Below are 22,927 nucleotides of genomic sequence, written 5' to 3' on the forward strand. Positions count from 1 at the left end.
CCAGCGCATTGCCTTCTCTATTTGTCTGGGACTGTTAATTAGCTGCCTGAGTATCTGTACGCGTAGTAATACGGCCGATTCGCGGTATTCCAATATTGCCCATAATTGTTAACGGATACCCCGTTGTGGGAATAATTGCAGTGAATAATATCGTGATCAGTGATGAAAATACCAGTATGTCCACCAGCGCCGGCTGATTTTCCATGTTCGCCCCAAATAAAGACATCACCGCGTTGAGCGGGCCAACGCATATTTTCAGCCAGCAGAACAAAGCCGCTGGCCAACAACCAGCCGTGCATCGTTTCCGTATCCAGGACAGTGTCCGCAACCGGTGCACCGCCGGCACACAACGCGGTGTATACAGCCCCAGAACAGTCGGCAGTGCCGTCTGCCCCCGTGCGGCTGCCGGTCATGCTGTAAGTTACGTGGTTGGCCTGAAGTTCTTCCATAAAGGCCAATGCGCGATCCATATTAACGGTCATCGTGACTAGTCCCTCCTGTCTGTAATCAATCGCCCTTATTCATGGTCCAACAACTTCTGGAAGGTCACATTATCCTGATACCGGACCTTGACAAAAATCGTGGTAAACCGCAGGAACACGGGGTTCGCGTAGTGCAAACTTTGCTGATAAGCGGTCAGATCGGCCATAAAACTCTTCTGCACCTCACTGCGGCTGACCAAGCCGGCGTAGCCTTGCAGCGCGACGGAGCAATGGTGCCGTTCGTTGAAGCAATAGATACTAGCTTTGCCGGATTCCACAATGTTATGTATGGTGGTCGTGTCCCGATCGGTGTAAAACAGGACCTGCTTCACTGAGCGCTGCGGTCTGAGCGGAGTGAGGGCGACGATATTAGGAAAGCCGCGCTTATCCAGTGTGGCAAATTCCATGACTGTGGCTTCTTGCAGCAGTTGTTCCGCTTGTGCGATGGTGTCCACCGTCCCTGTGCGGTCGTCTGCTTTGGGGTGATTTGTTTTTTGGTTAGCCATTGAAATATCCTCCAGTTGGTTGTTTTCGGTATGGATGAAAAGGCAGCAGCATACTTTGCGTAATGATTGAAAGCCCATCCATCATTGCCGTTTCAGCCTTTCTTAATGAAGTTAATTGTAGCATGGGCTAGGCCGTTATGGATGGGAAATGAAAACATGACGCCCGTTATTATATCACCAACTAATTTCCCACAATTAGTTCTTGCACAACACGTGTTATCAATGGATAATTAAAAGTAGGAAAGGAGGGATTCGAATGAGTCTCGAAGACAAGATCAAAGGCAAGAAGGATCAAGTAACTGGCAAGGCTAAAGAAGTCGAAGGTAAAGTAACTGGCGATAAAGCACGTGAAACCCAAGGCAAGGCTGAAGGATTGCTCGGCAAGGCTAAAGAAAAGCTGGGCGATGCGAAGGACTCGGTACGGGATGCAGTTGATGATGCGAAGGATAAGCTCCACAAGGATAAGTAATACTTAACGAGCCGCCGAACCCTGGCGGCTTTTAGTATGCCCAAAAAAACGCACCTTTTGCCGCCGCGCCCCAATGCGTATACTTAATAACAGTATGCGCAATTATTGGAGGCAATTATGACGAATCACGCAGTTTCAAAACGAACCGGCAGTACGTTGTTTTTTCTGCTGGTCATTCTCATTGGGGCTAATTTGCGAACGGTACTCACCGCCGTCCCGCCAATTTTGACCAATATTCAACGTTCTTTCCAAATGCCCAGCTGGTTTCTGGGCAGTCTGACGACGATTCCGCTGTTATGTTTTGCCCTGGTGTCGCCGCTGGTGAATGGGTTGACGAAGAAATTCGGCGTCATGCCGGTGGTGATCACGGCGCTGATTATTTTATCGGTCAGTTCTTTGTTCCGGGTGTATTCATTTCCATTTCTGCTGTTGGGGACTTTACTGATTGGCTGTGCCATTGCTGTGCTGAATGTGTTGTCGCCAGTATTGGTGGCGGCCCTGTACCCCAATAAAATCGGGATGATGTCCAGTGCATATCTGCTATCGTCCACAATTTTTTCCGCCGCCTCGGCCGGGTTCAGCGCGCCCTTAGCCAACATCTTGGGCTGGCCGGTGACGCTGCAAGTATTGACCGTCTTTCCGGTAGTGACACTGATCGTGGCCATTGCGGTGCGTCTGCTGCCCGGCAGTCAGCAAGCTCTGGCGGCACCCGCGCCGCTACCCGCTCAAACGCCGCCGGCTAAGCCCCAACAACCCGTGTGGCGGCAACCGCTGGCCTGGGCCTTGACCGGGTTCATGGGCTTGCAGTCTTTGCTGTTTTACACCATCCTGACGTGGCTGCCGACGATTCTGATGAGTCACGGCTTTTCCCAAAGCAACGCCAGTTTGCTCCTCGGTTTGCTGCAATTGGCCGCCGTTCCGATGGCTTACATATTCCCGAACTTGGCCGGCCGGCGGACTCGCCAGGCACCGCTGATCTGGGCCATTGGCCTGCTGTTCCTGCTCGGTTTAGGCGGGCTCATGCTGCCAGCGCTGCCGTTAGCCGCGGCCCTGGTAGTCTGCATCCTGCTGGGCTTTGCGACTAACGCCGCCTTCACCATGGCCATGTCGCTGTTTTCACTGAAGACCAAGACGCCCCAGGAAACGGCTGCCGTTTCCGGCATGGCCCAGGCCATTGGTTATTTGGTGGCCGCTGGCGGGCCGATGCTGGCGGGCTTTCTCCACAGTGTCTGGGGCAGTTGGGCGCCAGTGATGCTCGTGCTGCTCGTGGTCGCCGCCATTCAGACGTATTGCGGGCTGCTGGTGGACCGGCAAGAAAGTGTGTTTGAATGACCCAAGTCGAAGTTGAACAATTATTGGCCTGTGTTAGCCAGGCCATGCCGATTTGGCGGACCTACCGCGCCCATCCAGAGCATGCCAAGCTTTATCGGGACACGGCCGGCGAGCCAGTCGGCCTCCTGGTGTTCACCACTAATGCGTTTCATCCCCACGCCCTGGGGATGGCCGTTTACGCCCCCGCGGCCGACTTGTTTCCCCAGATTTTAGCCGATGCCCAAAAAGAAGCCCGCCGCCAGCACAAAGACCGGCTGGTCACTTGGGAGTACCGGCCGTTCAGTGCCTTCACCGATTGGCTCCTGGCCCAACAAGGATTCGCCGTGTGGCGGGAAACAGTAATGCCCACGGTGCAGTTGGCCGACATCACGGTATCGGTTGCGCCGACCGCTGACTTATTGACCTTGGCGGACATTCAAGCTGATCCAGAAATGCGTACGCAATTACTCGCCATGAGCTTGGCGGATTACCGCCGCGTCCATGCCATCAACCCGATGGCGGACACGACACCCCAGCAGTGGGCGCAGACCGTCTTCCCCGATGTACTGCCCAGTGCGCCGCTGGCGCTGGTCCGCCAAAATCGCGTTGCCGCATATACCTTTCCCTTCGAAGACGATCCAGGCATATTGACCTTCGGCTGGCTGGGAGCGGTCCGCGCTGCCGATCTCTGGCCGCTGCAAGCCGCCCAGATCCGCTGGGCCCGTCAGCAGGGGATGACCGGCCTGAGCGGCGAGTTCGACAGCACCAATCCGCTGGCGCTGGCCACGTATCGCCATTGGCCGTTTGCCCCCGCGCCGGACTACACGATGGTGGGGAAAAACATAACGCTTGACGGACTTACTTTTACCCAGTAGAATGTGACTTATCAATCAAGAACGAGAGGAGCTGAGTACCATGATCGTCACCACTGCAAACAACTGTATGATGTGTCTTTCCCGGCGACGGTCAGCGGACTCGGCGGGCATTTTCGCGTTGACGCGATAATGTCTCCCAAGGGCCCATGACTGCCGCCTATTGTGCGGTGGTCATGGGCCTTTTTGTATTCTCGGAGCAGAAAGGAAGATGGCAATGCGCTGTTGGGCTTGTTGGCAAAGAAGGTTAGAGCACAACAATTAACGACCAGATATGGGAGGATAACATGAAATTTTCAAAGATTCTCGGTATTATTTCGATCAGCGCAGCGGCAGTCTTGCTCGCGGCGTGCGGCCAAAGTGCCACCGGTAAAAACGGCAGTGCAGGCACTGCGAGCCAAGTCGCGACGATTCAGACCAGTTCAGAAATTCAAACTCTGGACCCGGCCCAAGCCACTGACGGCGACAGCTTGACGGCAATTTCCAGCAACAATGAAGGCTTGTACCGCTTGGACAAGGACAGCAATCCGATTCCGGGCATCGCCAGTAAGGTAGTGACGCCGACGGATGATGGCAAAAAATACGTGATCCCGCTGCGCCATGACGCTAAGTGGGCTAACGGTGATCCGGTCACCGCCCAAGACTTTGTCTATGCCTGGCGGCGGGTCTTGACCCCCAGCACAAAGGCATCCTATGCTTACTTATTGGACGGCATTCAAAACGCCGCCGCGATCCGCAACGGCAAGGCCGATCCCAGCACCTTAGGGGTCAAGGCGGTGGACAAGTATACCCTGCAGATCGACATGGTCGTCGCCGTGCCGTACCTGCGCGTCCTGTTCGCTTTTCCAACTTTCTTCCCGGTCAATCAACAATTCGTCGAGAAACAAAACGGCAAATTCGGCACCTCGGCGGAGACGATCCTGGCGAACGGACCGTTTGTCCTGAAGAATTGGAACGGCACGGGCCAGAGCTGGCATTTACTGAAGAATAAGACTTATTGGGACGCCAAGACGGTCAAACTGACCCGGCTGAACTTCCAAGTGGTCAAGGAAACGGCCACGGCGTATAACCTGTTCACTTCCGGCAAGCTGGACGACATCACCCTGACTGGAGATTACGCCCAAAATAATCAAAACAACAAAGATGCCGTTGCCCGGCGCGGTTCGTCCATCCGCTATCTGCAGGTGAACACGAAGACCAAGGGCTTGGATAATGCCGATGTCCGCAATGCAATTTCCCAAGTGATCGACCGCAAGAACCTCGCCAATAAGGTCTTGGGCGATGGCAGTGTACCGCCTCTGGGCATGATTCCCCAGGGCATGTACCAAGACCCTGTCACCAAGAAGGACTTTGCCCAGGAAGCCGGCAACCTCGCACCAACGAATGTGAAGAAGGGCAAGGCCCTCTGGAATTCCGTGAAGGAGAAAGTTGGCGGCAAGCTGAGCATCCGCCTGCTGACAGAGGACGATGACGACGCCAAGGCCATTGCGGAGTTCATTCAGGGGCAAATTGAAAACAACCTGTCCGGCATTTCCGTTACCCTCACCACGATGCCCCAAAAGGCAGCAGATGCTGCGGCACAGCAGGGCAATTTCGACCTGTATTTGAAGAACTGGGGTGCCGATTATCCGGACCCGACCACGTTCCTGGACCTGTTCAAGGGTAATTCCAGTTTCAACTGGACCAACTGGCACGACAGCCAGTACGACACCGCGCTGGCCGCTGCTGAAGGCGCCGACGCCGGCGACCCGGTCAAGCGGACCAAGGATCTGCAGGCGGCGCATACGCGGCTGATGGCCGAAAAGCCGGTCATCCCGCTGTTCCAGCGCTATGTCCTGCACTTGAATAATCCCAAGGTGAAGGGCATCGTGTACTTCCCGACCAGCTACCATTTTGACTATAAATATACCTACGTGACCAAATAGGGTTTCGGCGGTCATCCTCACAACAGGGGATGGCCGTTTTTGATTGTTTTTAACTGGGGCGAAAATCCGCTATAATATGACCATTAGACAGTGACGGAGGATACAGCATGGACGAGACGACACAACGCGCGGGTCAGTCGTGGACCCAATTCTTGATTATTGGCATTTTATATGGTGGTTTGCTGTGGTACCAGTTCCAGTACGTTTTGGTGAAAAAAGCGACCATGCCGGCGCTGGCCATTTTCGTCGGTGCCGCCGTGATTTTGGCAATCATTGCCCTCGCCTGGACCCACCATGTCCCAGCGGCGGGCGGCGCCCCATTCTTTGCCAGCCGCGTCTATTGGCCGATGATCGGCGTGCTGCTGGTGATTACAGCGGTTCGCTTCGGCGCCGCGTATCTTCATTTCCAATCGGATTTTCCAGTCCTGCCGGTCCAACGGGTACTGCGGAACATGAGCGTCAACAACCGGGCCATCTTCAGCGCCGCCTTCGTGTTCGTCGTGCCCCTGGTGGAACAAACGCTGTTCACCCGGCTTTGGTTCAACGCCCTGTGGACTAAACGCCATTATGCGCTGCTGACGATTGCCATCCTTTTGGGCGGCCTCATCCAAGGCGTGCTGGTTTCTCCGGAAGCCGTCATCGGCACTGTTGTAGCCATCGGGATCGGCTGGTTCATTTCGTTTCTTGGCGGCATCACCCAGAATTTCTGGGCCGCAGTCGTTGTCCAAGCGGTGAGCAATTTCCTGCTGGTGTTTATTTATTAAGAAAAAGGGGCAGCCTCTGGTTTCTCACCGGGGCTGCCTTTTTTGTGTCTCATGGGGCGATGGTCACGGTCCAGGTGAGCTGGGACTGATACGTGCCGCCGGGCACCTGGGCAGTTTGGGGAATATACAGCGTGGAATCGGTGCTGAGGGTGGCCGCAAAGTTATCAATTTGGTTGTGCACCAAAACTGTATTCGTGCCGTCCACCGGCACCGCTGCCTGGCCGTTAGCCCAGACCAAGTGCAATGTGGGCGTAACGGTGAGGACATCGCCGGTGGTACGGTTGGTGAATGGACTGGCAGCCAATGACAGGGTCCAGTGATCCCCGTCGACGCGGATGAATCCCTGATTGTTGCCATCAAAAGTGTTGGCTGGCTGACCAGTATCGGGTTGATAAGCTAGGGTGGTACCGCCAGCGGCGTTCAAGTCCTCCGCTGTCGGCAGCGTGTAGGCGTTGTCGCGGAATAATTGGAAACGCATATTGGGGACGGCCCGCAGATAGGGCGGCGGGTCGACGACTTGGAGGATGGTGTCATTCGACTGCCATTTCAGTGTATGGCCGCCGCCATCGGTGAAGGTGATTGTCAGCTGTAAGAAATAGTAAGTGGTAGCGTTATTCGGCACCTTGGTCCAGGAGAAGGTGGCCTGGTTGGTCACTGCGCCAGCAGGCGTAACGGGTTGATAATTACTGTCCATCACGGTCCACTGATAGCTGGGTGTCATCCCGGCGGGAAAGGTCGCAGGATTGAGAGCAGCCGGCGAGTAAGTGAAATTTTCTCGGGCCACGACGGCTTGCGGCGTTAAACCGCCGACAGTGATGGTGGCAGTGTTTTGCACCGTCGTACCATCAGCATTTTTGGCGGTGATTGGAATGTTGACTGGGAAACCGGCAGGATTATTGGCGATCAGGGAATCAGTCAGAGCAGGGATCGCAGAATTATACTGGGTGGCCAGTCCCATTGGGGGCATGATCGTTCCCAGATTACCACCGCCGGGGGGCATCGCCCAGGCAATTTGAGCGGTGCTGTTGGCGGGGGTGAGACCAGGAGTAATATCCGCGGTTTGACCCCAGAAAATGGTTGGGGTAGTCGTTTGCGGATTGAGTGCTGTTGCACTAATTGCTTTTGGGGAAATGGATACTTTGACTACGCGACTATAGATTTGGGTGCCATCGGTGTAGATGATCGTGAACTGATAGAAATTGATTCCCGCTGTTTGGGCCACCCCAAAATCAGCGGTAATCGTTTCCTTGGGTTCGTTCTGGCTCAACGTAATTTTGGGGCCGGGATTGGTCACCCACATCATACTGTTGAGTGCTTGGCGGACGATCACCCGGCTCACACTTTTAGCGCCTGTATGACCCAGTAATGACAGTCCTGACGACATCGTGGTAAGCATACTGATCCGTAAAGGAACTCCTTGTACCAGGTTGGCATCATTCGGCTGGGCAAGGAATCCATAATTCGTGATCCAGTCGTTGAACAATGGAATTTGGAATGTCCACCCATCGGCATTAACGGGGTTTTCCGGAGCTGGGGCTGGCGGGTCGGCTGCCTGCACCGGGACAGCGGTCAGGATAAACACCAGCAGGCTCAAACAAACAGCAAGCCATCGCCATCCTTTTCTACGCATGCTGACCACCCCGCCTCCGCGCCAGCGTGATCAGCCCCAATCCGCTGAGCATGACTAATTCCCCGCCGATAATCAGCAGCCACGGATCGATCTGCTCCCCGGTCTGGGGAAAGCGGCCCGGCGGGGTATCACCCGGTGTCAGACTGCCGGCCGGCGTAACGGTCTGCCAGCCGGGTGGTGCGTTATTGCCAGCGGGCGGTATCTTTTGGCCGGTTGGACTATTGACCACGGTGAACTGGACCGTGCTTTGGTCGGCGCGGGCCGGATCAGCCAGCAAAAACCACAGGGCGGCACTGGCCACCAGACTGCCAACTGTTTTAACCGTGTTTTGGCGCATAATGATCGCGCCCCTTTCTATTTCTCGCTAATAGGCCGATCCAAAAAACGATCATCGCGCCCAAAATAGCAGCGATGGCGATCAGCCAGGCGGCCCACGCGTTGGTCCGGGCGGGTTGGGCCACGGTGAGCTGTTGGGCAGCCGCTGCGGATACGGTGAAATTACGACGCAAATGGAAGACCTGGCCCATGGCGCTGGCGGTGAGGATGAGGGTGTACTGCCCCGGTGTCAAGTGCGTGTCGGCAGGAATGGTCAAATCAAAATTGCTATTGGGAGCCATGGCCCCGTTGATGATTTTTTTCGTATATAATACCCGGTCACTGCCGGATCTGGTCACCGTCGCTGTGGCGGTCATCCCCCGAAAAAGTTGGGCGGTTTGGTTCTCAACATTGGCTAGAATGGTCGGGACGTGGTTGGTGATCCCCGGTTTCACGGTACGCAGGGTCAAGGTCACCGGCTGCTGGGCGGCGGGGTCCTGGGCCAAGAGCACGCCGATGGCCATGGCAAAATGGTTTTGCAGGGCGAATTGGGTGCCGCTGTCGGCGGTCCTTGTTTCGTCTAGGGCATAGATGCTGCCCAGGATTTGGCCAGTGAGGCCGTCTTTGGGAATGATATATTGGAACGTGACGACCTTGCCTTCCCCCGGTTTGAGGGTGACGGTTGCGGGGCGGGAGAAAAGCTGGTTCAGCGTGTATTGGGCGGTGGGGTCTTTAGGCTTGCCCGTGGGCGTGTAGTTGATCTCCGCACTGCTGCTGGTGGTTGCCGGCGTAGGACTGACCCGAATCGTGCGGGTGCTGGTTTTGCTGATGTTTTGCACCTGGACGCTGAGGGTAGCCGACTGGCCTGGGGTCACTTTCAAGGCAAAATAACCCAATTTCAGATTCGTCTGGTTGCGCGGGTAAATCGGCGCAATGTAAAATTCCGCCCCCGCTGGCGGCGCGGCTGCTTGGACGGTTGGGCCGCCAGTGCCGAGTAAAATAAAAAGTAGTAGAAGCAATAACCAGTTGGGTCGTCTCATTTTTTTCATCCCCCTAAACAAAAGTGTCCCTGAAATCGCCAGGCGACTCCGGGGACACTGCGTCATTCTTTAGGCGCCTGTACTCAGCGTCCACGTGATGTCGGTTTGGTAAATGGCGTTGGCCGGGACGTTCACGCTTTGGGGAGCAAAGTGCAGTCCCGCGGCGTCCGGTTCTGTCAAACTCCAGCTGGTCCGGCCGATGCCGAAGCCGCTGGGCGCCGTGACTACTTTGGCGGCCTCAGTGCCAATCCCGGTGGCGGCCAGCTTGAGGGTATCTGCGTTGCCGATTTGTGCTGTGGCTGGCGCGTTCAAGGAAAGTGTGATGCCGGTAAGCGGGGCGGCATCCGGGGCGGTGAACGATGCGCCCAGCTGCGTCGTCAGGTTCCAGCCCGCGCCGGTGCCCCGCAGGTCGTCAACGACCAGTGCGCCGCCGCTATTGCCGTCGTTGGCGCTGAAGTTCTTCGACGTGACCTTCGCGGTGTCACTGGGAGTCGTGACGGTGTTATTCGTTAATTTCTGATCGCCGCCGTTGAGGATCGTCCCGGCATTGACTTGACCGAAGTTCAAATCCGGCACTGCGGTCAGCTCTAAGGCGCCGCCCAAGACGGAGAATTCCGCGGTGGACTTGGCCACCGCGCCAGCAGTTGTCGTCGCGGCAAAGTAATTCGCCGTCGCGGTGACGGTGGTATCGGCGCTCAAGTTATAGCCGCTATCGCCTGGCCCGACGCCGCCAGCCGCGGCCCCAGTCGTATCGGCGGCGCCAACGGTGACCGGCGGCAGGATCAACAATAATGCGGCACTGCCTAATACTGTTGCCGTGAGCAGTTTCGCATGATGGATCATCATGGTCGAACATCTCTTTTCACTTTTAATACGGTCAGTATATCCAGAAATGCGGCTAATACCGCATGAGATGATTTACTCGGAAAATCGAATATAGGTCGGCTGAAACGGCTATATACCAGTTATCACCAACAGAGTTCTCCGAAGATTGTTTTCTTTTGTACGAAGATTGATGCATCGTCTTGGCAAACGCCCGTCGAGCGGTAAAGGGCTGTGAAACGCTGGATTTCAAGCCAAAAGAAAACACCCGTCGTTTTGACGCGTGTTTTGAGGAGATATTTGATTAGATCGCCGCTGGAGTCGGCCGCAAATCTTGATAATGGAACAGCGCCGCCGGTACGTTTTGCAATAGCGGCGATGGCCGGTCGATGCCAATCAGCACTAAATTATGCATCGCCCGGGAACAAATCGTGTACAAGACATCAGCTGCGCCGCGATCGCCGAAGTTGTAGGCCGAAATATCATAGGCAATGACCGCATCGAATTCCAAGCCCTTCGCCAAGTAAATCGGCAGGATCAGAATGCCGGCGGCCAGAGACCGGTCATGTTCGCTCATGAGCTTAACCGGCACTTCGCTGGAGAAGCGGGCGTACAAGGACTCGGCCTCCTGCGCCGTTTTCGTTAAAATAGCCACGGTCTTGTTGTGCCGGAGCAGCGCGGTGGCTTCCCGGGACACGGCCGCAATGGCTTCAGTGTGGGGACAAACAATGTAAGTCGGTTTCTCCCCGGAGCGGGCGAAGGCGGTGATGTCGCTGCCGTCGGGCAGCAGGGCCTTCGCCAGATTAGTAATTTCTTCCGTGGAGCGGTAGCTCTTGTTCAGCGTGTGGGCACTGATTCGGCCGCCGCGGAACATCTGCCGGACTGCCGCCAGCCGGTCGGCGGCCTCATAGTGAGCGCTGAACACGTCCTGATCCCGATCACCCAGCAGCGTGAAGTGGGCCTTGGGGAAGGCGTGGCGCAGGTAGCTGATCTGGGCCAGGGAATAGTCCTGCATCTCATCAATGAAGAGATAGCGGATGCTGTGGTTTTGCCCGCCGCCGGTGAGCAGGTCCCGCAGGTAAAGCAGCGGGGCGGCATCGCTCAGGGGCAGGACATGCCGTTCAATACTGTGGCCGAATTCGGTGATCATTTCCGTCCACACCTTGGGGGCAATTGCCGCCGGCCGGGCGGTGGCGAGAAAGGCCGCGTACTGTTGGTAAATATCGAGGAAGTAATTGTTGTAAATGGCATCATACACCGGCTCGTACCGGCGGAAGACCAACTTGCGGGCGAGAAAATGCAGCTCGTCATCCGGCGACGCGAATTCCTTATCCCGAGTCCACGCGGCCAGGGTCGCATCATCCAGGAGCGATACCTCGTCTTCAATTTCTTCCTCCCGGGCTAACCGGCGCAACCGTTTCTTCAAGCGGGTGATCAGAATATTCTTGGTTCGCAGGAACTTATCGGCCAAGCGCATCTGGGCGGGCAGTTTCATGAAGATCCGCTGGATTTCTGCCTGACTGAAGAAGATCTCCCCGTTAAAGTTGATCGGCGTGAATTGCAGTGTCTCCGGCGGGGTGGTCTGGAGATACTGGCGCACCGCGGTCATGAAGGCCGGACTTTCTTTGTATCGGCGCATGCTCTGGGCGGCCTCCGGCAAACTGGTCATATCTGCTTCGAAACGCTCAAAGAGGGATTCGACATGCAATCCTTCGAAGCGCTGGCCGAGGAACTCCGCCAGCGTGACCTGACGCATGTTCTTTTCGCCCAGGCTGGGCAGGACTTTAGAAATGTAGTTGGAAAACAGCCGGTTGGGCGAGAACAGGATCATTTGATCCGAATCCAGCTGGTTGCGGGCGTGGTAGAGCAGATACGCGACCCGCTGGAGGATCGCGCTGGTCTTGCCGGAACCGGCCACGCCCTGCACCAGCAGGAGGTCGGCGTCAGTGTTGCGGATAATGTCGTTCTGCGCTTTTTGAATCGTGGAAACGATGTTGCGCATGTACTCGTCCGTTTGCTGGCCGAGGACGTGCTGGAGAACGGAATCGCCGACGGTTTCGTTGGTGTCGAACATGTTCTCGATATGGCCGTCTTCAATTTGAAATTGGCGCTTGCGGGTCAGATCCACCCGCTGGCGGCCCATGGGGGCATCGTAGGTAGCCGGTCCCAGCGTGCCATTATAGTAGAGGGCGCTGATCGGGGCCCGCCAATCGTAGACGAGGAAATGATCGTCGCCATCCATTAAGGTGGCGGTGCCGATATACAGAGTATCCTGGTCGCCGTCTTCGGCGATGTCGATGCGGCCAAAATAGGGCGATGCTGACAAAAGCGTCAGCCGCTTCTCGGTATCTTGCAGGATGCGTTCGCTTTCCATCTGCCCGGCGATCATGTTTTTCTGCTGCTGCACGGCCGCGTTGGTTTCCATCCGGTCATCGACTTCGAAGGTGTTGACCTTGGTGTTTTCACCGTAGTTCTCATCCAAGCGCCGGGTCTCGGCCTTGGCACTGGCCAGTTCCGCCTGGGCGGCGGCCAGCTGCTGCGCGATAATCTGGGACACCCGGTCGACCCGGGCTTGTTCCTGTTGGCGTTCTGTATCTAACAATAAAATCCCACCTTTTCTTGGCTGCCTGTGGGTGACGTACAAAATAGCTTGCAGAATATTCTAGCCGGTTCGGGCGCGATGTGCAAGGCGGACGGCTTATTGGCGGAAATGAAAAACTCTCGGTACCCTGACCCTAAAAGGCCAAGTACTGAGAGCTTTTTGTCATTGATGGCACTTACGCCCCCGGAAACGTCTGGGGCTGGGTCGGATTCATCGTCACGACCCAATCAATACCCGCTTGAATGTGGTAAAGATCCGCAAACGATGCCTGATTGATCGCAATCCCCAGATTCAGCAGCGAATTGACGTACACCAGCGGTTCGCCGACCACCACGGACGCAAAGGAGCGGGTGTAGCGCATCGTGTTCTGGTAGCGCAGCTGATCGTGGTAGTTAATCGACACCTTGACGGTATCGCCGGTCTTGACGCCCAGCTTATTGAACGCTGTCACCGGAATATTTGTCCAAACCGAGCCAAAACGCGGGTCGGTGATGTCTACTGCACCCGTGACCTGGTCCGGGCCGGTGGTCACCGGCGCCAGGGCCAGCCGGACCAGCTGATCCGGCGTGGTCAGCGGACCGACGTCCTCGAAGCGCAGCTGGCCGCTGGCCAGCGCCGCCCCGATATACGTATAGAGATCCCGGCCCCGGAAGGTATGCTCCTCGTTGAAGGCGGCCAGTGCTTGGCTGGTCGGAGTCTGAATCAAACGCGCCGCCCGCAACCCCTGGTAATGGGCCAAGTGGGTGATCGTGCCGTTATCCGGCGTGACGATGAACTTGTTGTCCATGGTTTCTACCGCGATGGGCTGCTGATCATTGCTAACGCCGGGATCGACGACCGACACAAAGACCGTGCTCTCCGGCCAGAATCGGACCGTTTGGTAGAGCCGGTAGGACGCTGAGAAAATATCATAGGGCGGGATGTTGTGGGTCAAATCGTGTACCGCCAGCTGCGGACCGACGGAATACGCGATGCCATACATGGCGCTGACGGAACCGTCCATCAGGCCGAAATCTGTTTGTAAAACTAAATGAGCCAATTGCGCCGCTTCCGATCTTTAATAATGGGTGAAGTAGTTCAGACCGATGGCGTCCCGAACTTCTTGCAGGGTTTGGTCGGCCACTGCCCGGGCGTGGTCGGAGCCTTTTTTCAACATTGCTAAAACAGCGGCGGGATCCTTGGCGTACTGGGCACGGCGGTCGCGAATCGGACCGAAGACACTCTCCAAGACATCGTTCAAGTACCGCTTGAGCTTCACATCGCCCAGACCGCCCTGCTGATATTGGGCCTTGAGTTCCGCGACTTTGGCTGTATCCGGATCGAACGCATCTAAATAGGTAAAGACCGTGTTGCCTTCAACTTGGCCTGGATCTTCCACGTGGATGTGGTTCGGGTCGGTGTACATCTGCATGACTTTTTGCTTCATCGTGTCCGCGTCATCGGACAGGTAGATGGCGTTGCCCAGCGATTTACTCATCTTGGCATTACCGTCCAGGCCAGGCAGGCGGCCTTGGCCCTTGGGCGCGAAGACGCCCTTGGGTTCAACCAGGACATCGTGATTGTAAGTCCGGTTGAACGTCCGAACAATCTCCCGGGCCTGCTCCAGCATCGGTTCCTGATCGTCGCCGACGGGCACCGTGTCCGCCTTGAAGGCCGTGATGTCGGCCGCTTGGCTGACAGGATAAATGAGAAAGCCGGCGGGTACACTGTCGCCAAAGTTCTTCTGCTTGATTTCGGTCTTGACGGTGGGATTGCGTTCCAATCGGCCCAGGTTGACCAGATCCAAGTAATACATCGTCAGTTCAGACAAGGCGGGGACTTGGGATTGCACAAAAATCGTGGTCTTCTCCGGGTCCAAGCCAACGGCTAAATAGTCCAACGCGACCTGCAAGAGGGAATCATGGATTTTTTGCGGGTCATTGGCGTTATCCGTCAGCGCCTGCATATCGGCGATCATCACGAAGGATTCGTAATCGCCGGAATTCTGCATCGCCACCCGGTTCTTCAGCGATCCGAGGTAGTGGCCTAAATGTAATTTGCCGGTGGGCCGGTCACCGGTCAGTAAAATGTGTTTTGCCATGCATATTGCTCCTTAAATTTCCCGCGATATATAGACGAGAATAGTCTCATGATTCAGTTTGGGGAACGGGCAGTGGGATGTCAAGCTCAGTACTGGTAAAAAGCTAATTAATACCCAAAAAAGCTGCTCAGTCCTAAAAAATACTGCCCGGCCAATCCTTTTCCTGGGCAGCGGGCAAAACCTCCGTCTTCCGACGGACGCCCGTTTGGGCCAACATGATACAATGGTCCTAACGAACATATAGAAGAGGAGTACACGCGATGCAAAATGGGAGTACTGATAACAAACCGCGCCGCAGTTATCTGCCGTGGCTGATCGTCTTGGCCGTGATCGTTGTATTGGGTATCTTTGGGATTTCCACGTACAACGGGCTGGCCAAACAAAGTCAGTCCGTGGATAGCCAGTGGGCCAACGTGGAGACCGTCATGCAGCGCCGGGCCGATTTGATTCCTAATTTGGTCAGCGCGGTGAAAGGATCCATGAAGCAGGAACAGAAGGTCTTCGGGGATATTGCGGCTGCACGCAGCAATTATTCCAAGGCTAATTCGGCCTCGGATAAGATGAAGGCCAATGCCCAGATCGACCAGTCCGTGGGCACGTTGATTTCGGCCATTCACGAGAGCTATCCGCAACTGGAATCCAACAACAACGTCAAGACTTTGATGACGGAGCTGGAGGGCACTGAAAATCGGATCGCGGTGGAACGCCGGCGCTATAACACGGCGGTCCAGTCGTATAACACCAGTGTGGTGACCTTCCCGCGGAATGTGTTTGCCAACATGACCGGCCAAGGCCAAAAGCCTTATTTCAAGGCTGAGACTGGAGCGGATAAGGCGCCCAAGGTGGATTTGGATGATTCCAGCAGCAGTAGTAAATAAGCGTCGACGACAAGGGCGGTGGGGGAGTGTCCTCGCCGCCTTTGCGGTGCTGTGGGGTTTATTCATGCTGGCGCGACCCGTACAGGCCGCCAGTTTGCCAACCGTGCGGCCGGCCAACGGCGTGGCGGATGCCGCGGAAGTGGTCACCGCGCAGACAGCGAAGCAGCTGACGCAGACGAATGCCGCTTTGGCGAAACAGCCCAAGCAGCTGCAAATCCTCATCGTGACCGTGCCCCGGGACAAATCCTTGGTCAAGACTGAGAAATTTGTCCGGGCGCATTACTTAACCGACGGGACTTACCGCGCAGCGGTGTTGTACGCGCCTAATAACGGCCGGCCGGCGGCGCAGATTGTGACCAGCCATACCCTCGGTACGACCTTAACGAAGGCCATTACCGACCGTATCTTGACGGAAGCCGCGCCCAAACTGCGCAGTCGCAAGAGCGCGACCCTGAATGCGGGATTTGCCCAAATGATTACGGCCCTGCAGTCCGTCATGAATGAACTGTACCATTATCCGCAAGCCGCCGGCGCCCTGAGCGATAAGCAGATCCAGAACTATGTGTACGGCAATCGGGATAATTTGTTTACCCCCAAGGGGATGCTGATGGTGCTGGCCGTGATGGGCGTGCTGTTCCTCTTCCCCGGCCGGCGGCGCGATGCCAGCGGTCGCTTGCGGCCATGGTGGCAGGGCAGTCATTTGGTGGATGAGCACCCGGAGGATCAAGATGATGATGAAGCGGATAAGGACGCGGATGACAACCAGCACGAGAAATAACGCCCGCCGCTTTGCCCAGCAGAATTTAGTAGCGCTGGTGCACAACAACGCCCGTTTTGAGGGCGTGCAGACAACTCTGGCGCAAACCGCAGAAATCATCGCCGAGCACACGGCTGCCGGAGTGTCCCGCGATGATTGCAACGTGATCGTGCAGCTGAAAAAAGGCTGGCAGCTGATCACTGAAGATGGCGCATCGTTGACGCTTGCGTTCGAAAAGAAAATCAACGCGATTGTCGCCCGCCATGATTCCCTGGCGCCGGGCGAACTACGCACCGGCCAGAGCGGGGTCGATGTCGGTACTGCCGATTACTTCACGCCGCCCACCGTTGATCCAGATCAGGAATTGCACTTTTTAACTGACCTGATGCAAGATGACCGGCGCAGTACCACCGACAAAGCGTTGACGCTGCTCTATCACAATATGCGTCAGCAGCTTTTCTGGGACGGCAACAAGCGCACTGCAACCTTGGCGGCCAATAAGCTCATGATCGACCATGGTGCCGGGCTGATCAACGTGCCCTTGAATCTTTGGCCGCGGTGGAACGAACTGATCAGTGCGTATTATCAAAGTGCCGATATGACGGCAATCAAAGAATGGACATATGCCCACGCGATTCAAGGCGTGGCTTTAAACTAGGTGAGTAAATGCCCAATTTAGATACAGAACTCAACCAAATCAAAGAATTGAGAAACAAACTGAGCAAACACCAGCCGCTTTCGCCAGATCAGCGCCAGCGTCTCGCCCAGAACGTGCGCATTGATCATGTCTGGTCTTCGAATGCCATTGAGGGCAGCCCGCTGAGCCGCGCCGAAACGGCCACCATTCTTAATTCTGGGATAACGGCCGCCGATGCAGCAAACACTGCTACGGTTGAGGCAATTGACTTGAATGAAGCCTACGTATACATGATGGCCTTGGCACAGGGCGACCGGCCAGTTGTTATCACGCATGCTCTCATGCGCGACTTGAATCGCCTGCTGACCCGCCACACGACGATTCCACAATCTGCGGCCGGGGTGTACCGGTCAATCGATGTGTGGCCCAATGGTTCTGAAGACCGCCCTTATACCGCGCCATTTGAGATTCGGCCGCAGCTGGATGCCTTGCTCCAGTGGGCCGATTCGGCGCAGCAGACCGCCTCACCAATCATCTTTGCGGCCGACCTGCATCAGCGTTTCGTCGCCATTCATCCCTTCATTGACGGCAACGGCCGCACTTCGCGGTTGTTGATGAATTTAGTTTTGGTCAACGCCGGGTATCCCGTGATCAACATTTTACCCGATACTGCCAGCAGAAATGCGTACATTGCCGCCCTGGAAACTGCCCGCAGCGGTGATCCAGAACCGTTTGAGCGATTGATTGCGGCTTACGTCAAGAGAGCACTGGTGTACGCGAATAACGCAGTGGTCGCAAATGGAAACAATAAGGGCGCTGACCAGTGACGCACCCCAAAACACCCCTACATTTCGGAAATCTCCCGAAACGTAGGGGTGTTTTTCTTGGTTCCTCAAATTCTAACTGGTCATAGTGAAATCAACAGCATACATTACCTTGACTACTAGAAATCTATGATTGCCGACCGGGCTTGCGGATTGGTGTAACAGCGATAAGGACAAATATAATGAGACTAACCCAAATCAATGTCACTTGGAGAGGATTGCTGACGCCCTTCAGAAAGAGCAAGTACAAATCCAACGCGATGAAACCCAAGGGCAAGGATAAATTGCCAAATTTCTTACCGTTGTGAACCTTCTGAGACATGATTCAGCCTCCTTCGTTCAGCTGCCGGAAACCGCTTTCTACCCCCTGATTATACATCGTCCCGCAACTTGTTGGAATCAAAAAGGATGCCATCTCCTGGCATCCTCAAATTTCTCAACGCTTAGGGCAAATCATTACCCGCCGCAAAGTAAATATCGTACCATTCCTGTTTCGTCAGCTTAATCCGATCAATATCAGCAATCTCCGCCAACCGTTCCGGATTCATCGTCCCGGCAATGACCTGCATATTCGCCGGAATCCGCAGAATCCAAGCGGCGGCCAAGGCATTAACGTTGCTGCCGTACTTCGCCGCCAATTCGTGCAGCTTGTCGTTCAGCTTCGGGAACTTCGGGTTATCAATGAAGACACCCTCGAAGAAGCCGTACTGGTAAGGCGACCAGGCTTGAATCGTCATGTCGTGCAGTCGGCTGTATTCCAGAATGCCGCCATCGTGGTCCACGCTGCGGGGATCGGTCATATTGGTATGCATCCCGTAATCGATCATGCCGGTGTGCATGATGCTCAGCTGCAACTGGTTGGCAATGAGCTTCATCGGCACAGCCTGCTGCACCAGCGCCACCTGCATTGGATTAAAGTTCGATACACCGAACTGCCGGACCTTGCCCTGATTCAGTAATTGTAAGAAAGCTTCAGCGATTTCATCCGGCTCCATCAATGGATCTGGGCGGTGCAGCAGCAAGGAATCGACATAATCCAAGCCCATCCGCTCCAGCGAGCCGTTGACGGCTTCGATGATGTGGTCTTTCGAAAAATCGTAGCGTTTATCCGTAATCCCAACCTTGGTTTGAATGACCAGTTTTTCCCGGGGAACAGCCGCGATCTTCAAGGCCGCGCCGAATTTTTCTTCGGCCTTGCCCTGGCTGTAAACATCGGCGTTATCAAAGAAATTAATGCCGTGATCAATGGCGGTAGCGACCAGTTGGGCCGCGTCCGCGTCACTCTTCTTGGAGACCCGCATCAGGCCTAGGCCAATGGCCGAGGCCCGCAGGCCGCTGTGACCAATATTGACATATTGCAAAAATATCCACTCCTAGGGTAAGCGGCGGTGGCCGCATTGTATTCGGTTACTTCCTAACCCTAGCACATTTTAGCGGTGGGAGAAAGAACTAATCCGCCCGACGGACCACGGTTTTGATTGCGGATTCAGGAATTGCGAGATCCGGCGGCACATCGTCCCAGACATCCACCACGGTGCCGGTCAGCGTGTGGCCATTGGCGCCCACCGGTACGACTACCTGATCATCAATATCCAGATCGGGAATGTCGGTCTTGTAGGTGTACAGCTTGCCGCCGTGGTTGAAGGTCACCGCGACATAATACTCGGCTACTGCCGGCCCCAGCTGACGCCAGGCATCGGCACTTTCCCGCTGGGCGGCTGTGATGGCGGTGGTGACCAATTGCTTGAGCTGATGCCAGAAAGTGAGCATCGCTGGATCATCCGCGTCGGTCTGAACCACGATCTGCTCGTTCTCCGGATAGGTGAGGATAATACCGAACGCCGTGTCCGGGTCCACGGTGGTATCCAACCGCATCGTCGATAGATTGCCCAAAGGCGCCAGGACATCCGCCACTGCCGGGATCAGCGCTGTGACCAGACTGGCATTTTGGTAAGTTTCCGTATGGCTGGGCTGGGGGTCGGGGTAGCGGGTTGCCACGTACAGGGTTTGCTGGGCCGCGTCGATCAGGATGGTCTCTTGATAGATCGTGCTGCGGCTGAGGGTGTCGCCTGCGCCTTGGAATTGGGGCAGATGCAAGTCGGCGAAGCGGACGAAATCAAACTGCCAGCGCACCGGCGGTTGTAAATGGCCGTTGGGCGCCAGTGCGGCCTGGCGCAACAAGTTCACCAGGGCGGACCAATTTTGCGGATAGACGCTGTCGCCGGTCATGACGTGCTGGGCGCCGTCATCCTGATTCAAAGCCAACGTCCATTGTGTCCCAGCGGGGACCACCTGGCCCGGCTCCGGCGTATAGCGGTCGGCCCAATCCGGCAAATGCAGGGCCGCCAGCCGGGCCAGCCACTGGCGGGCGTCGCTGCCAGTCAGCGTCTGGCCCACGGCCGGCTCGGCCTCAACAGTCTCGTTGGCCAGCGTGACCGTGACCGCCCCGGCGGTCATACGTGCCTGATAGACAGTCGGCGGACCGAATAAGCCGGCCAGGCGCAGTTCAATTTTCGTGATCATCGCGTTCACCTCCGCATTTACTTCCCACATCAAGCCTAGTTTATCACGAAAGCGGATTCCCACGGTATAATGGAACTAACGAACTGGGGGAATGTGGTATGTTAGGTAAGAAAAAAGAATATCCAGTACCAAACGCGTATGGTTTAACACCGGCCGAGCAAGTGAAACTCACGTCCGGTGCTGATTTTTGGGGCACCGAAGAATTTCCGGCCGCCAATATTTCGCGCTTCCGCATGAGCGATGGGCCCCATGGCCTGCGCTTTCAACCGGGGGCCGGGGACCATCTCGGGATCAACGAGAGCGAGCCGAGCACCGCTTTTCCCACCGGCAGTGCACTGGCCTGTACTTGGGATCCCGCCTTGGTGGCCAAAATGGGCCAGGCCATCGGCCAAGAAGCCCGCTCGCTCCACGTCGACATGGTCCTCGGACCGGGGGTGAACATCAAGCGCAACCCGCTGTGCGGCCGAAACTTCGAATATTTCAGCGAAGATCCGTACCTGGCGGGGAAACTGGCGGCTGGGTGGATCAACGGTATTCAACGCGAGGGCGTTGGCGCGTGTCTCAAGCATTTTGCCGCCAATAACCAGGAGGATGATCGTCTGCGCTCCGATTCCCTGGTGGATCCGATTGCTTTACATGAACTTTACCTGGAGGCCTTCCGCATTGCCGTGACCGAGGCCCAGCCGGAGGGCGTGATGTGTTCCTACAACCGGATCAACGGGACGTATGCCAGCGATAATGCGTACCTATTGAGTACGGTCCTGCGCCAGCAGTGGGGCTTCAAGGGTGCCGTCATCACGGATTGGGGCGCCCTGAACGACAAAGTTAAGGCGCTGAATGCGGGGACCGATTTAGAAATGCCCGGCGATAAGCATATGTTCGATCAGCAGGCCTTGGCCGGATTAGCGGCTGGCCGGTTGAAGCCGGAAGCCTTGACCCGAGCGGTGGCGAAGATTGCCCAACTGGCTCAGAAGCAACGGCCGGCGTTCACGGGCGATCGGGCGCAGCTGCTCCAAGAGAATGCCCGGCTGGCCGAACACATTGAAGAACAGGCCGCCGTCTTGTTGAAAAACGACCACACTATTTTACCGTTGCAGCCCAGCGATCGAATTCTGGTGGTGGGCGAGATGGCTGACGCGACCCGCTATCAAGGGGCTGGATCATCCCATATCAACGCCGCGGAAACCGTGTCGATTCTTCAAGGCCTGGATGCCGCCCACGTTGCCTATACTTATCAAAACGGTGCGGATCAAGCGGCAACTCTGGCCGCTGCCCGCACCGCCGACAAAGTCGTCTTCGTTGCCGGCTTGCCGGAAACCGCCGAGTCTGAGGGCTTCGATCGCCAAACCATGGCGCTGCCCCAGGACCAGAACAACTTGATCTCCGCGATTGCCGCGGTCAATCCCCGGGTCGTCGTGCTGCTGGTCGCCGGGGCGCCGGTTGAACTGCCCTGGGCAGACCAGGTCCAAGGCCTGCTGAACTTATATCTCGGCGGCGAACGCGTCGGCACGGCCGCCCAGCACCTGCTCTACGGCACCGCGACGCCCAGCGGCAAATTGGCCGAAACCTACCCGCTGCATTACCGGGATGTTCCGTCCAGTGCGCTGTATAACCAGAACAACGGGTCGGTGGGTTACGCGGAGAGCGTCTATGTCGGCTACCGGTATTATGATAAAGCCCAAGTACCCGTCCGTTTCCCGTTCGGCTACGGGCTGAGCTATACCACCTTTGCCGTCACCAATGTCCACCTGGACCAAGCCAGCATTAGCCCTCAGGGGACCATCCGCGTGACCGCCACTGTTAAGAACACCGGTGACCGGGCCGGTGCTGAAGTGGTCCAGGCCTATGTGGGCAATGACCCGGACGTCGCATTGACGCCGCTTAAGACACTGCAAAGCTTCGCCAAAGTCGCATTGGCTCCAGGCGAGGAAAAGACGATCACACTGGCATTACCTGCCCAAGCCTTCAGTGAATGGGACGATGCCCAGCAAGCCTACGTTTTACCGACTGGCACGAAAACCGTCATCGTCGCCACCAGTGCGGCGGCCGCCGATATCATTACGACGCTGCCCGTCACGCTCCAAGGTGCCGCTGCCAGTACCCGGCCGACCCAAGTGCCGGCATGGTACCGCCAGCCCCAGGGTTTGCCCAGCCTGACCGATTTCACAGCGATGAGCGGCCTGACGGTCACCCCGGTACGTACGCCGCAGCCCGGCGAGTATACGCCGTACAATACCCCCGGGGAGATGAGCCGGACATCCTGGGCGGTGCGTCAAGTCACCGACGCCATCGAAAAGAAACTGGTCGGCACGACGCAGCCCACAAGTGTCGAGGACCGCTTTATGCAGACAATTCTCCTCGACACGCCCATCATTCGCCTGGCCCAGCAATCCAGCGGGTCCTTCCCGTTACCTCTGGTCAATCGGCTGGTCGCCTTGGCCAACCGCCACTACACCGGCCTGGTGACTGGGCATCGCTGGTGATTTGCCA

Annotated in this window: 22 protein-coding genes; 10 read left to right on the forward strand and 12 right to left on the reverse strand. The window is 56.4% G+C overall.

Going from position 1 to position 22,927, the window contains the following annotated elements:
* Window positions 1-38: 38 nt before the first annotated feature.
* Together FMM01_RS15755 and FMM01_RS15760 are read right to left on the reverse strand one after the other, a co-directional pair.
* Window positions 39-482, reverse strand: coding sequence for a peptidoglycan amidohydrolase family protein (locus tag FMM01_RS15755; RefSeq protein WP_150393153.1), 444 nt, complete (start codon window positions 480-482; stop codon window positions 39-41).
* 35 nt (window positions 483-517) lie between these two features.
* A complete protein-coding gene (locus tag FMM01_RS15760) occupies window positions 518-988 on the reverse strand; it encodes a pyridoxamine 5'-phosphate oxidase family protein (protein WP_051225262.1) in 471 nt (156 codons plus the stop codon).
* A gap of 256 nt (window positions 989-1,244) precedes the next feature.
* On the opposite strand from FMM01_RS15760, the gene FMM01_RS15765 reads away from it, so the two are divergent.
* From FMM01_RS15765 to FMM01_RS15785, 5 genes are all read left to right on the forward strand, one after another.
* On the forward strand, window positions 1,245-1,457 hold the full coding sequence (locus FMM01_RS15765; protein ID WP_027828421.1) for a CsbD family protein: 213 nt from the start codon (window positions 1,245-1,247) through the stop codon (window positions 1,455-1,457).
* 117 nt (window positions 1,458-1,574) lie between these two features.
* Complete coding sequence (locus FMM01_RS15770) at window positions 1,575-2,789, forward strand: MFS transporter (protein WP_150393154.1); 1,215 nt, start codon at window positions 1,575-1,577, stop codon at window positions 2,787-2,789.
* Window positions 2,786-3,643 (forward strand): hypothetical protein, encoded by an 858-nt coding sequence (locus FMM01_RS15775; protein WP_150393155.1) that lies wholly within the window; start codon window positions 2,786-2,788, stop codon window positions 3,641-3,643. The genes FMM01_RS15770 and FMM01_RS15775 overlap by 4 nt, the downstream gene beginning before the upstream one ends.
* Window positions 3,644-3,927: 284 nt before the next feature.
* Window positions 3,928-5,565, forward strand: coding sequence for a peptide ABC transporter substrate-binding protein (locus FMM01_RS15780; protein ID WP_150393156.1), 1,638 nt, complete (start codon window positions 3,928-3,930; stop codon window positions 5,563-5,565).
* Between the two features lie 107 nt (window positions 5,566-5,672).
* A complete protein-coding gene (locus FMM01_RS15785) occupies window positions 5,673-6,329 on the forward strand; it encodes a CPBP family glutamic-type intramembrane protease (protein ID WP_150393157.1) in 657 nt (218 codons plus the stop codon).
* A gap of 49 nt (window positions 6,330-6,378) precedes the next feature.
* On the opposite strand, the gene FMM01_RS15790 is transcribed toward FMM01_RS15785, so the two are convergent.
* The 7 genes from FMM01_RS15790 to trpS form a co-directional block, all read right to left on the reverse strand.
* Entirely contained in the window at window positions 6,379-7,959 is a 1,581-nt protein-coding gene (locus FMM01_RS15790; RefSeq protein WP_150393158.1) for a hypothetical protein, read from the reverse strand.
* The gene (locus FMM01_RS15795; protein ID WP_150393159.1) at window positions 7,952-8,296 is read right to left on the reverse strand and encodes an LPXTG cell wall anchor domain-containing protein; all 345 of its coding nucleotides are present in this window, start codon (window positions 8,294-8,296) and stop codon (window positions 7,952-7,954) included. Before FMM01_RS15795 ends, FMM01_RS15790 begins: the two co-directional genes overlap by 8 nt.
* Window positions 8,277-9,314, reverse strand: coding sequence for a WxLIP family cell surface protein (locus FMM01_RS15800; RefSeq protein ID WP_190973410.1), 1,038 nt, complete (start codon window positions 9,312-9,314; stop codon window positions 8,277-8,279). The genes FMM01_RS15795 and FMM01_RS15800 overlap by 20 nt, the downstream gene beginning before the upstream one ends.
* Before the next feature lie 69 nt (window positions 9,315-9,383).
* Window positions 9,384-10,160 (reverse strand): WxL domain-containing protein, encoded by a 777-nt coding sequence (locus FMM01_RS15805; RefSeq protein ID WP_150393161.1) that lies wholly within the window; start codon window positions 10,158-10,160, stop codon window positions 9,384-9,386.
* Between the two features lie 280 nt (window positions 10,161-10,440).
* Entirely contained in the window at window positions 10,441-12,738 is a 2,298-nt protein-coding gene (gene helD, locus FMM01_RS15810) for an RNA polymerase recycling motor HelD (RefSeq protein ID WP_150393162.1), read from the reverse strand.
* A gap of 175 nt (window positions 12,739-12,913) precedes the next feature.
* Window positions 12,914-13,777, reverse strand: coding sequence for an SAM hydrolase/SAM-dependent halogenase family protein (locus tag FMM01_RS15815; protein WP_027828430.1), 864 nt, complete (start codon window positions 13,775-13,777; stop codon window positions 12,914-12,916).
* 18 nt (window positions 13,778-13,795) lie between these two features.
* Window positions 13,796-14,818, reverse strand: a complete 1,023-nt coding sequence (gene trpS, locus FMM01_RS15820) for a tryptophan--tRNA ligase (protein WP_063515906.1) — start codon at window positions 14,816-14,818, stop codon at window positions 13,796-13,798.
* Window positions 14,819-15,078: 260 nt separating this feature from the next.
* Here trpS and FMM01_RS15825 point away from each other — a divergent pair, with 260 nt between their 5' ends.
* Genes FMM01_RS15825 through FMM01_RS15840 form a run of 4 tightly spaced genes read left to right on the forward strand, consistent with a single transcriptional unit; the run spans window position 15,079 to window position 17,917 of the window.
* Window positions 15,079-15,696: a LemA family protein gene (locus FMM01_RS15825; protein ID WP_051225266.1), complete on the forward strand. Its 618-nt coding sequence runs from the start codon at window positions 15,079-15,081 to the stop codon at window positions 15,694-15,696.
* Window positions 15,671-16,474: a TPM domain-containing protein gene (locus FMM01_RS15830; protein ID WP_150393163.1), complete on the forward strand. Its 804-nt coding sequence runs from the start codon at window positions 15,671-15,673 to the stop codon at window positions 16,472-16,474. Before FMM01_RS15825 ends, FMM01_RS15830 begins: the two co-directional genes overlap by 26 nt.
* Entirely contained in the window at window positions 16,452-17,111 is a 660-nt protein-coding gene (locus FMM01_RS15835; protein WP_223849981.1) for a Fic family protein, read from the forward strand. The genes FMM01_RS15830 and FMM01_RS15835 overlap by 23 nt, the downstream gene beginning before the upstream one ends.
* Before the next feature lie 8 nt (window positions 17,112-17,119).
* On the forward strand, window positions 17,120-17,917 hold the full coding sequence (locus FMM01_RS15840; protein WP_150393165.1) for a Fic family protein: 798 nt from the start codon (window positions 17,120-17,122) through the stop codon (window positions 17,915-17,917).
* Window positions 17,918-18,041: 124 nt separating this feature from the next.
* Here the strand turns inward: FMM01_RS15840 and FMM01_RS15845 are convergent, their stop codons facing one another.
* The 3 genes from FMM01_RS15845 to FMM01_RS15855 form a co-directional block, all read right to left on the reverse strand.
* A complete protein-coding gene (locus tag FMM01_RS15845) occupies window positions 18,042-18,236 on the reverse strand; it encodes a hypothetical protein (RefSeq protein ID WP_150393166.1) in 195 nt (64 codons plus the stop codon).
* Between the two features lie 121 nt (window positions 18,237-18,357).
* Window positions 18,358-19,275, reverse strand: a complete 918-nt coding sequence (locus FMM01_RS15850; RefSeq protein WP_027828436.1) for an aldo/keto reductase — start codon at window positions 19,273-19,275, stop codon at window positions 18,358-18,360.
* Between the two features lie 88 nt (window positions 19,276-19,363).
* The gene (locus FMM01_RS15855) at window positions 19,364-20,437 is read right to left on the reverse strand and encodes a hypothetical protein (RefSeq protein ID WP_150393167.1); all 1,074 of its coding nucleotides are present in this window, start codon (window positions 20,435-20,437) and stop codon (window positions 19,364-19,366) included.
* A gap of 98 nt (window positions 20,438-20,535) precedes the next feature.
* Between FMM01_RS15855 and FMM01_RS15860 the strand changes: the two genes are divergently transcribed.
* On the forward strand, window positions 20,536-22,920 hold the full coding sequence (locus tag FMM01_RS15860) for a glycoside hydrolase family 3 C-terminal domain-containing protein (protein WP_150393168.1): 2,385 nt from the start codon (window positions 20,536-20,538) through the stop codon (window positions 22,918-22,920).
* Window positions 22,921-22,927: the final 7 nt, after the last annotated feature.

The sequence above is a fragment of the Schleiferilactobacillus harbinensis genome (genome assembly GCF_008694105.1).
GTDB lineage: Bacteria > Bacillota > Bacilli > Lactobacillales > Lactobacillaceae > Schleiferilactobacillus > Schleiferilactobacillus harbinensis.

Coding starts and splice junctions, on each gene's coding strand:
- FMM01_RS15755 (WP_150393153.1), bottom strand. CDS start 482: ATGACCGTTAATATGGATCGCGCATTGGCCTTTATGGAAGAACTTCAG.
- FMM01_RS15760 (WP_051225262.1), bottom strand. CDS start 988: ATGGCTAACCAAAAAACAAATCACCCCAAAGCAGACGACCGCACAGGG.
- FMM01_RS15765 (WP_027828421.1), top strand. CDS start 1,245: ATGAGTCTCGAAGACAAGATCAAAGGCAAGAAGGATCAAGTAACTGGC.
- FMM01_RS15770 (WP_150393154.1), top strand. CDS start 1,575: ATGACGAATCACGCAGTTTCAAAACGAACCGGCAGTACGTTGTTTTTT.
- FMM01_RS15775 (WP_150393155.1), top strand. CDS start 2,786: ATGACCCAAGTCGAAGTTGAACAATTATTGGCCTGTGTTAGCCAGGCC.
- FMM01_RS15780 (WP_150393156.1), top strand. CDS start 3,928: ATGAAATTTTCAAAGATTCTCGGTATTATTTCGATCAGCGCAGCGGCA.
- FMM01_RS15785 (WP_150393157.1), top strand. CDS start 5,673: ATGGACGAGACGACACAACGCGCGGGTCAGTCGTGGACCCAATTCTTG.
- FMM01_RS15790 (WP_150393158.1), bottom strand. CDS start 7,959: ATGCGTAGAAAAGGATGGCGATGGCTTGCTGTTTGTTTGAGCCTGCTG.
- FMM01_RS15795 (WP_150393159.1), bottom strand. CDS start 8,296: ATGCGCCAAAACACGGTTAAAACAGTTGGCAGTCTGGTGGCCAGTGCC.
- FMM01_RS15800 (WP_190973410.1), bottom strand. CDS start 9,314: ATGAGACGACCCAACTGGTTATTGCTTCTACTACTTTTTATTTTACTC.
- FMM01_RS15805 (WP_150393161.1), bottom strand. CDS start 10,160: ATGATGATCCATCATGCGAAACTGCTCACGGCAACAGTATTAGGCAGT.
- trpS (WP_063515906.1), bottom strand. CDS start 14,818: ATGGCAAAACACATTTTACTGACCGGTGACCGGCCCACCGGCAAATTA.
- FMM01_RS15825 (WP_051225266.1), top strand. CDS start 15,079: ATGCAAAATGGGAGTACTGATAACAAACCGCGCCGCAGTTATCTGCCG.
- FMM01_RS15830 (WP_150393163.1), top strand. CDS start 15,671: ATGATTCCAGCAGCAGTAGTAAATAAGCGTCGACGACAAGGGCGGTGG.
- FMM01_RS15835 (WP_223849981.1), top strand. CDS start 16,452: ATGACAACCAGCACGAGAAATAACGCCCGCCGCTTTGCCCAGCAGAAT.
- FMM01_RS15840 (WP_150393165.1), top strand. CDS start 17,120: ATGCCCAATTTAGATACAGAACTCAACCAAATCAAAGAATTGAGAAAC.
- FMM01_RS15845 (WP_150393166.1), bottom strand. CDS start 18,236: ATGTCTCAGAAGGTTCACAACGGTAAGAAATTTGGCAATTTATCCTTG.
- FMM01_RS15855 (WP_150393167.1), bottom strand. CDS start 20,437: ATGATCACGAAAATTGAACTGCGCCTGGCCGGCTTATTCGGTCCGCCG.
- FMM01_RS15860 (WP_150393168.1), top strand. CDS start 20,536: ATGTTAGGTAAGAAAAAAGAATATCCAGTACCAAACGCGTATGGTTTA.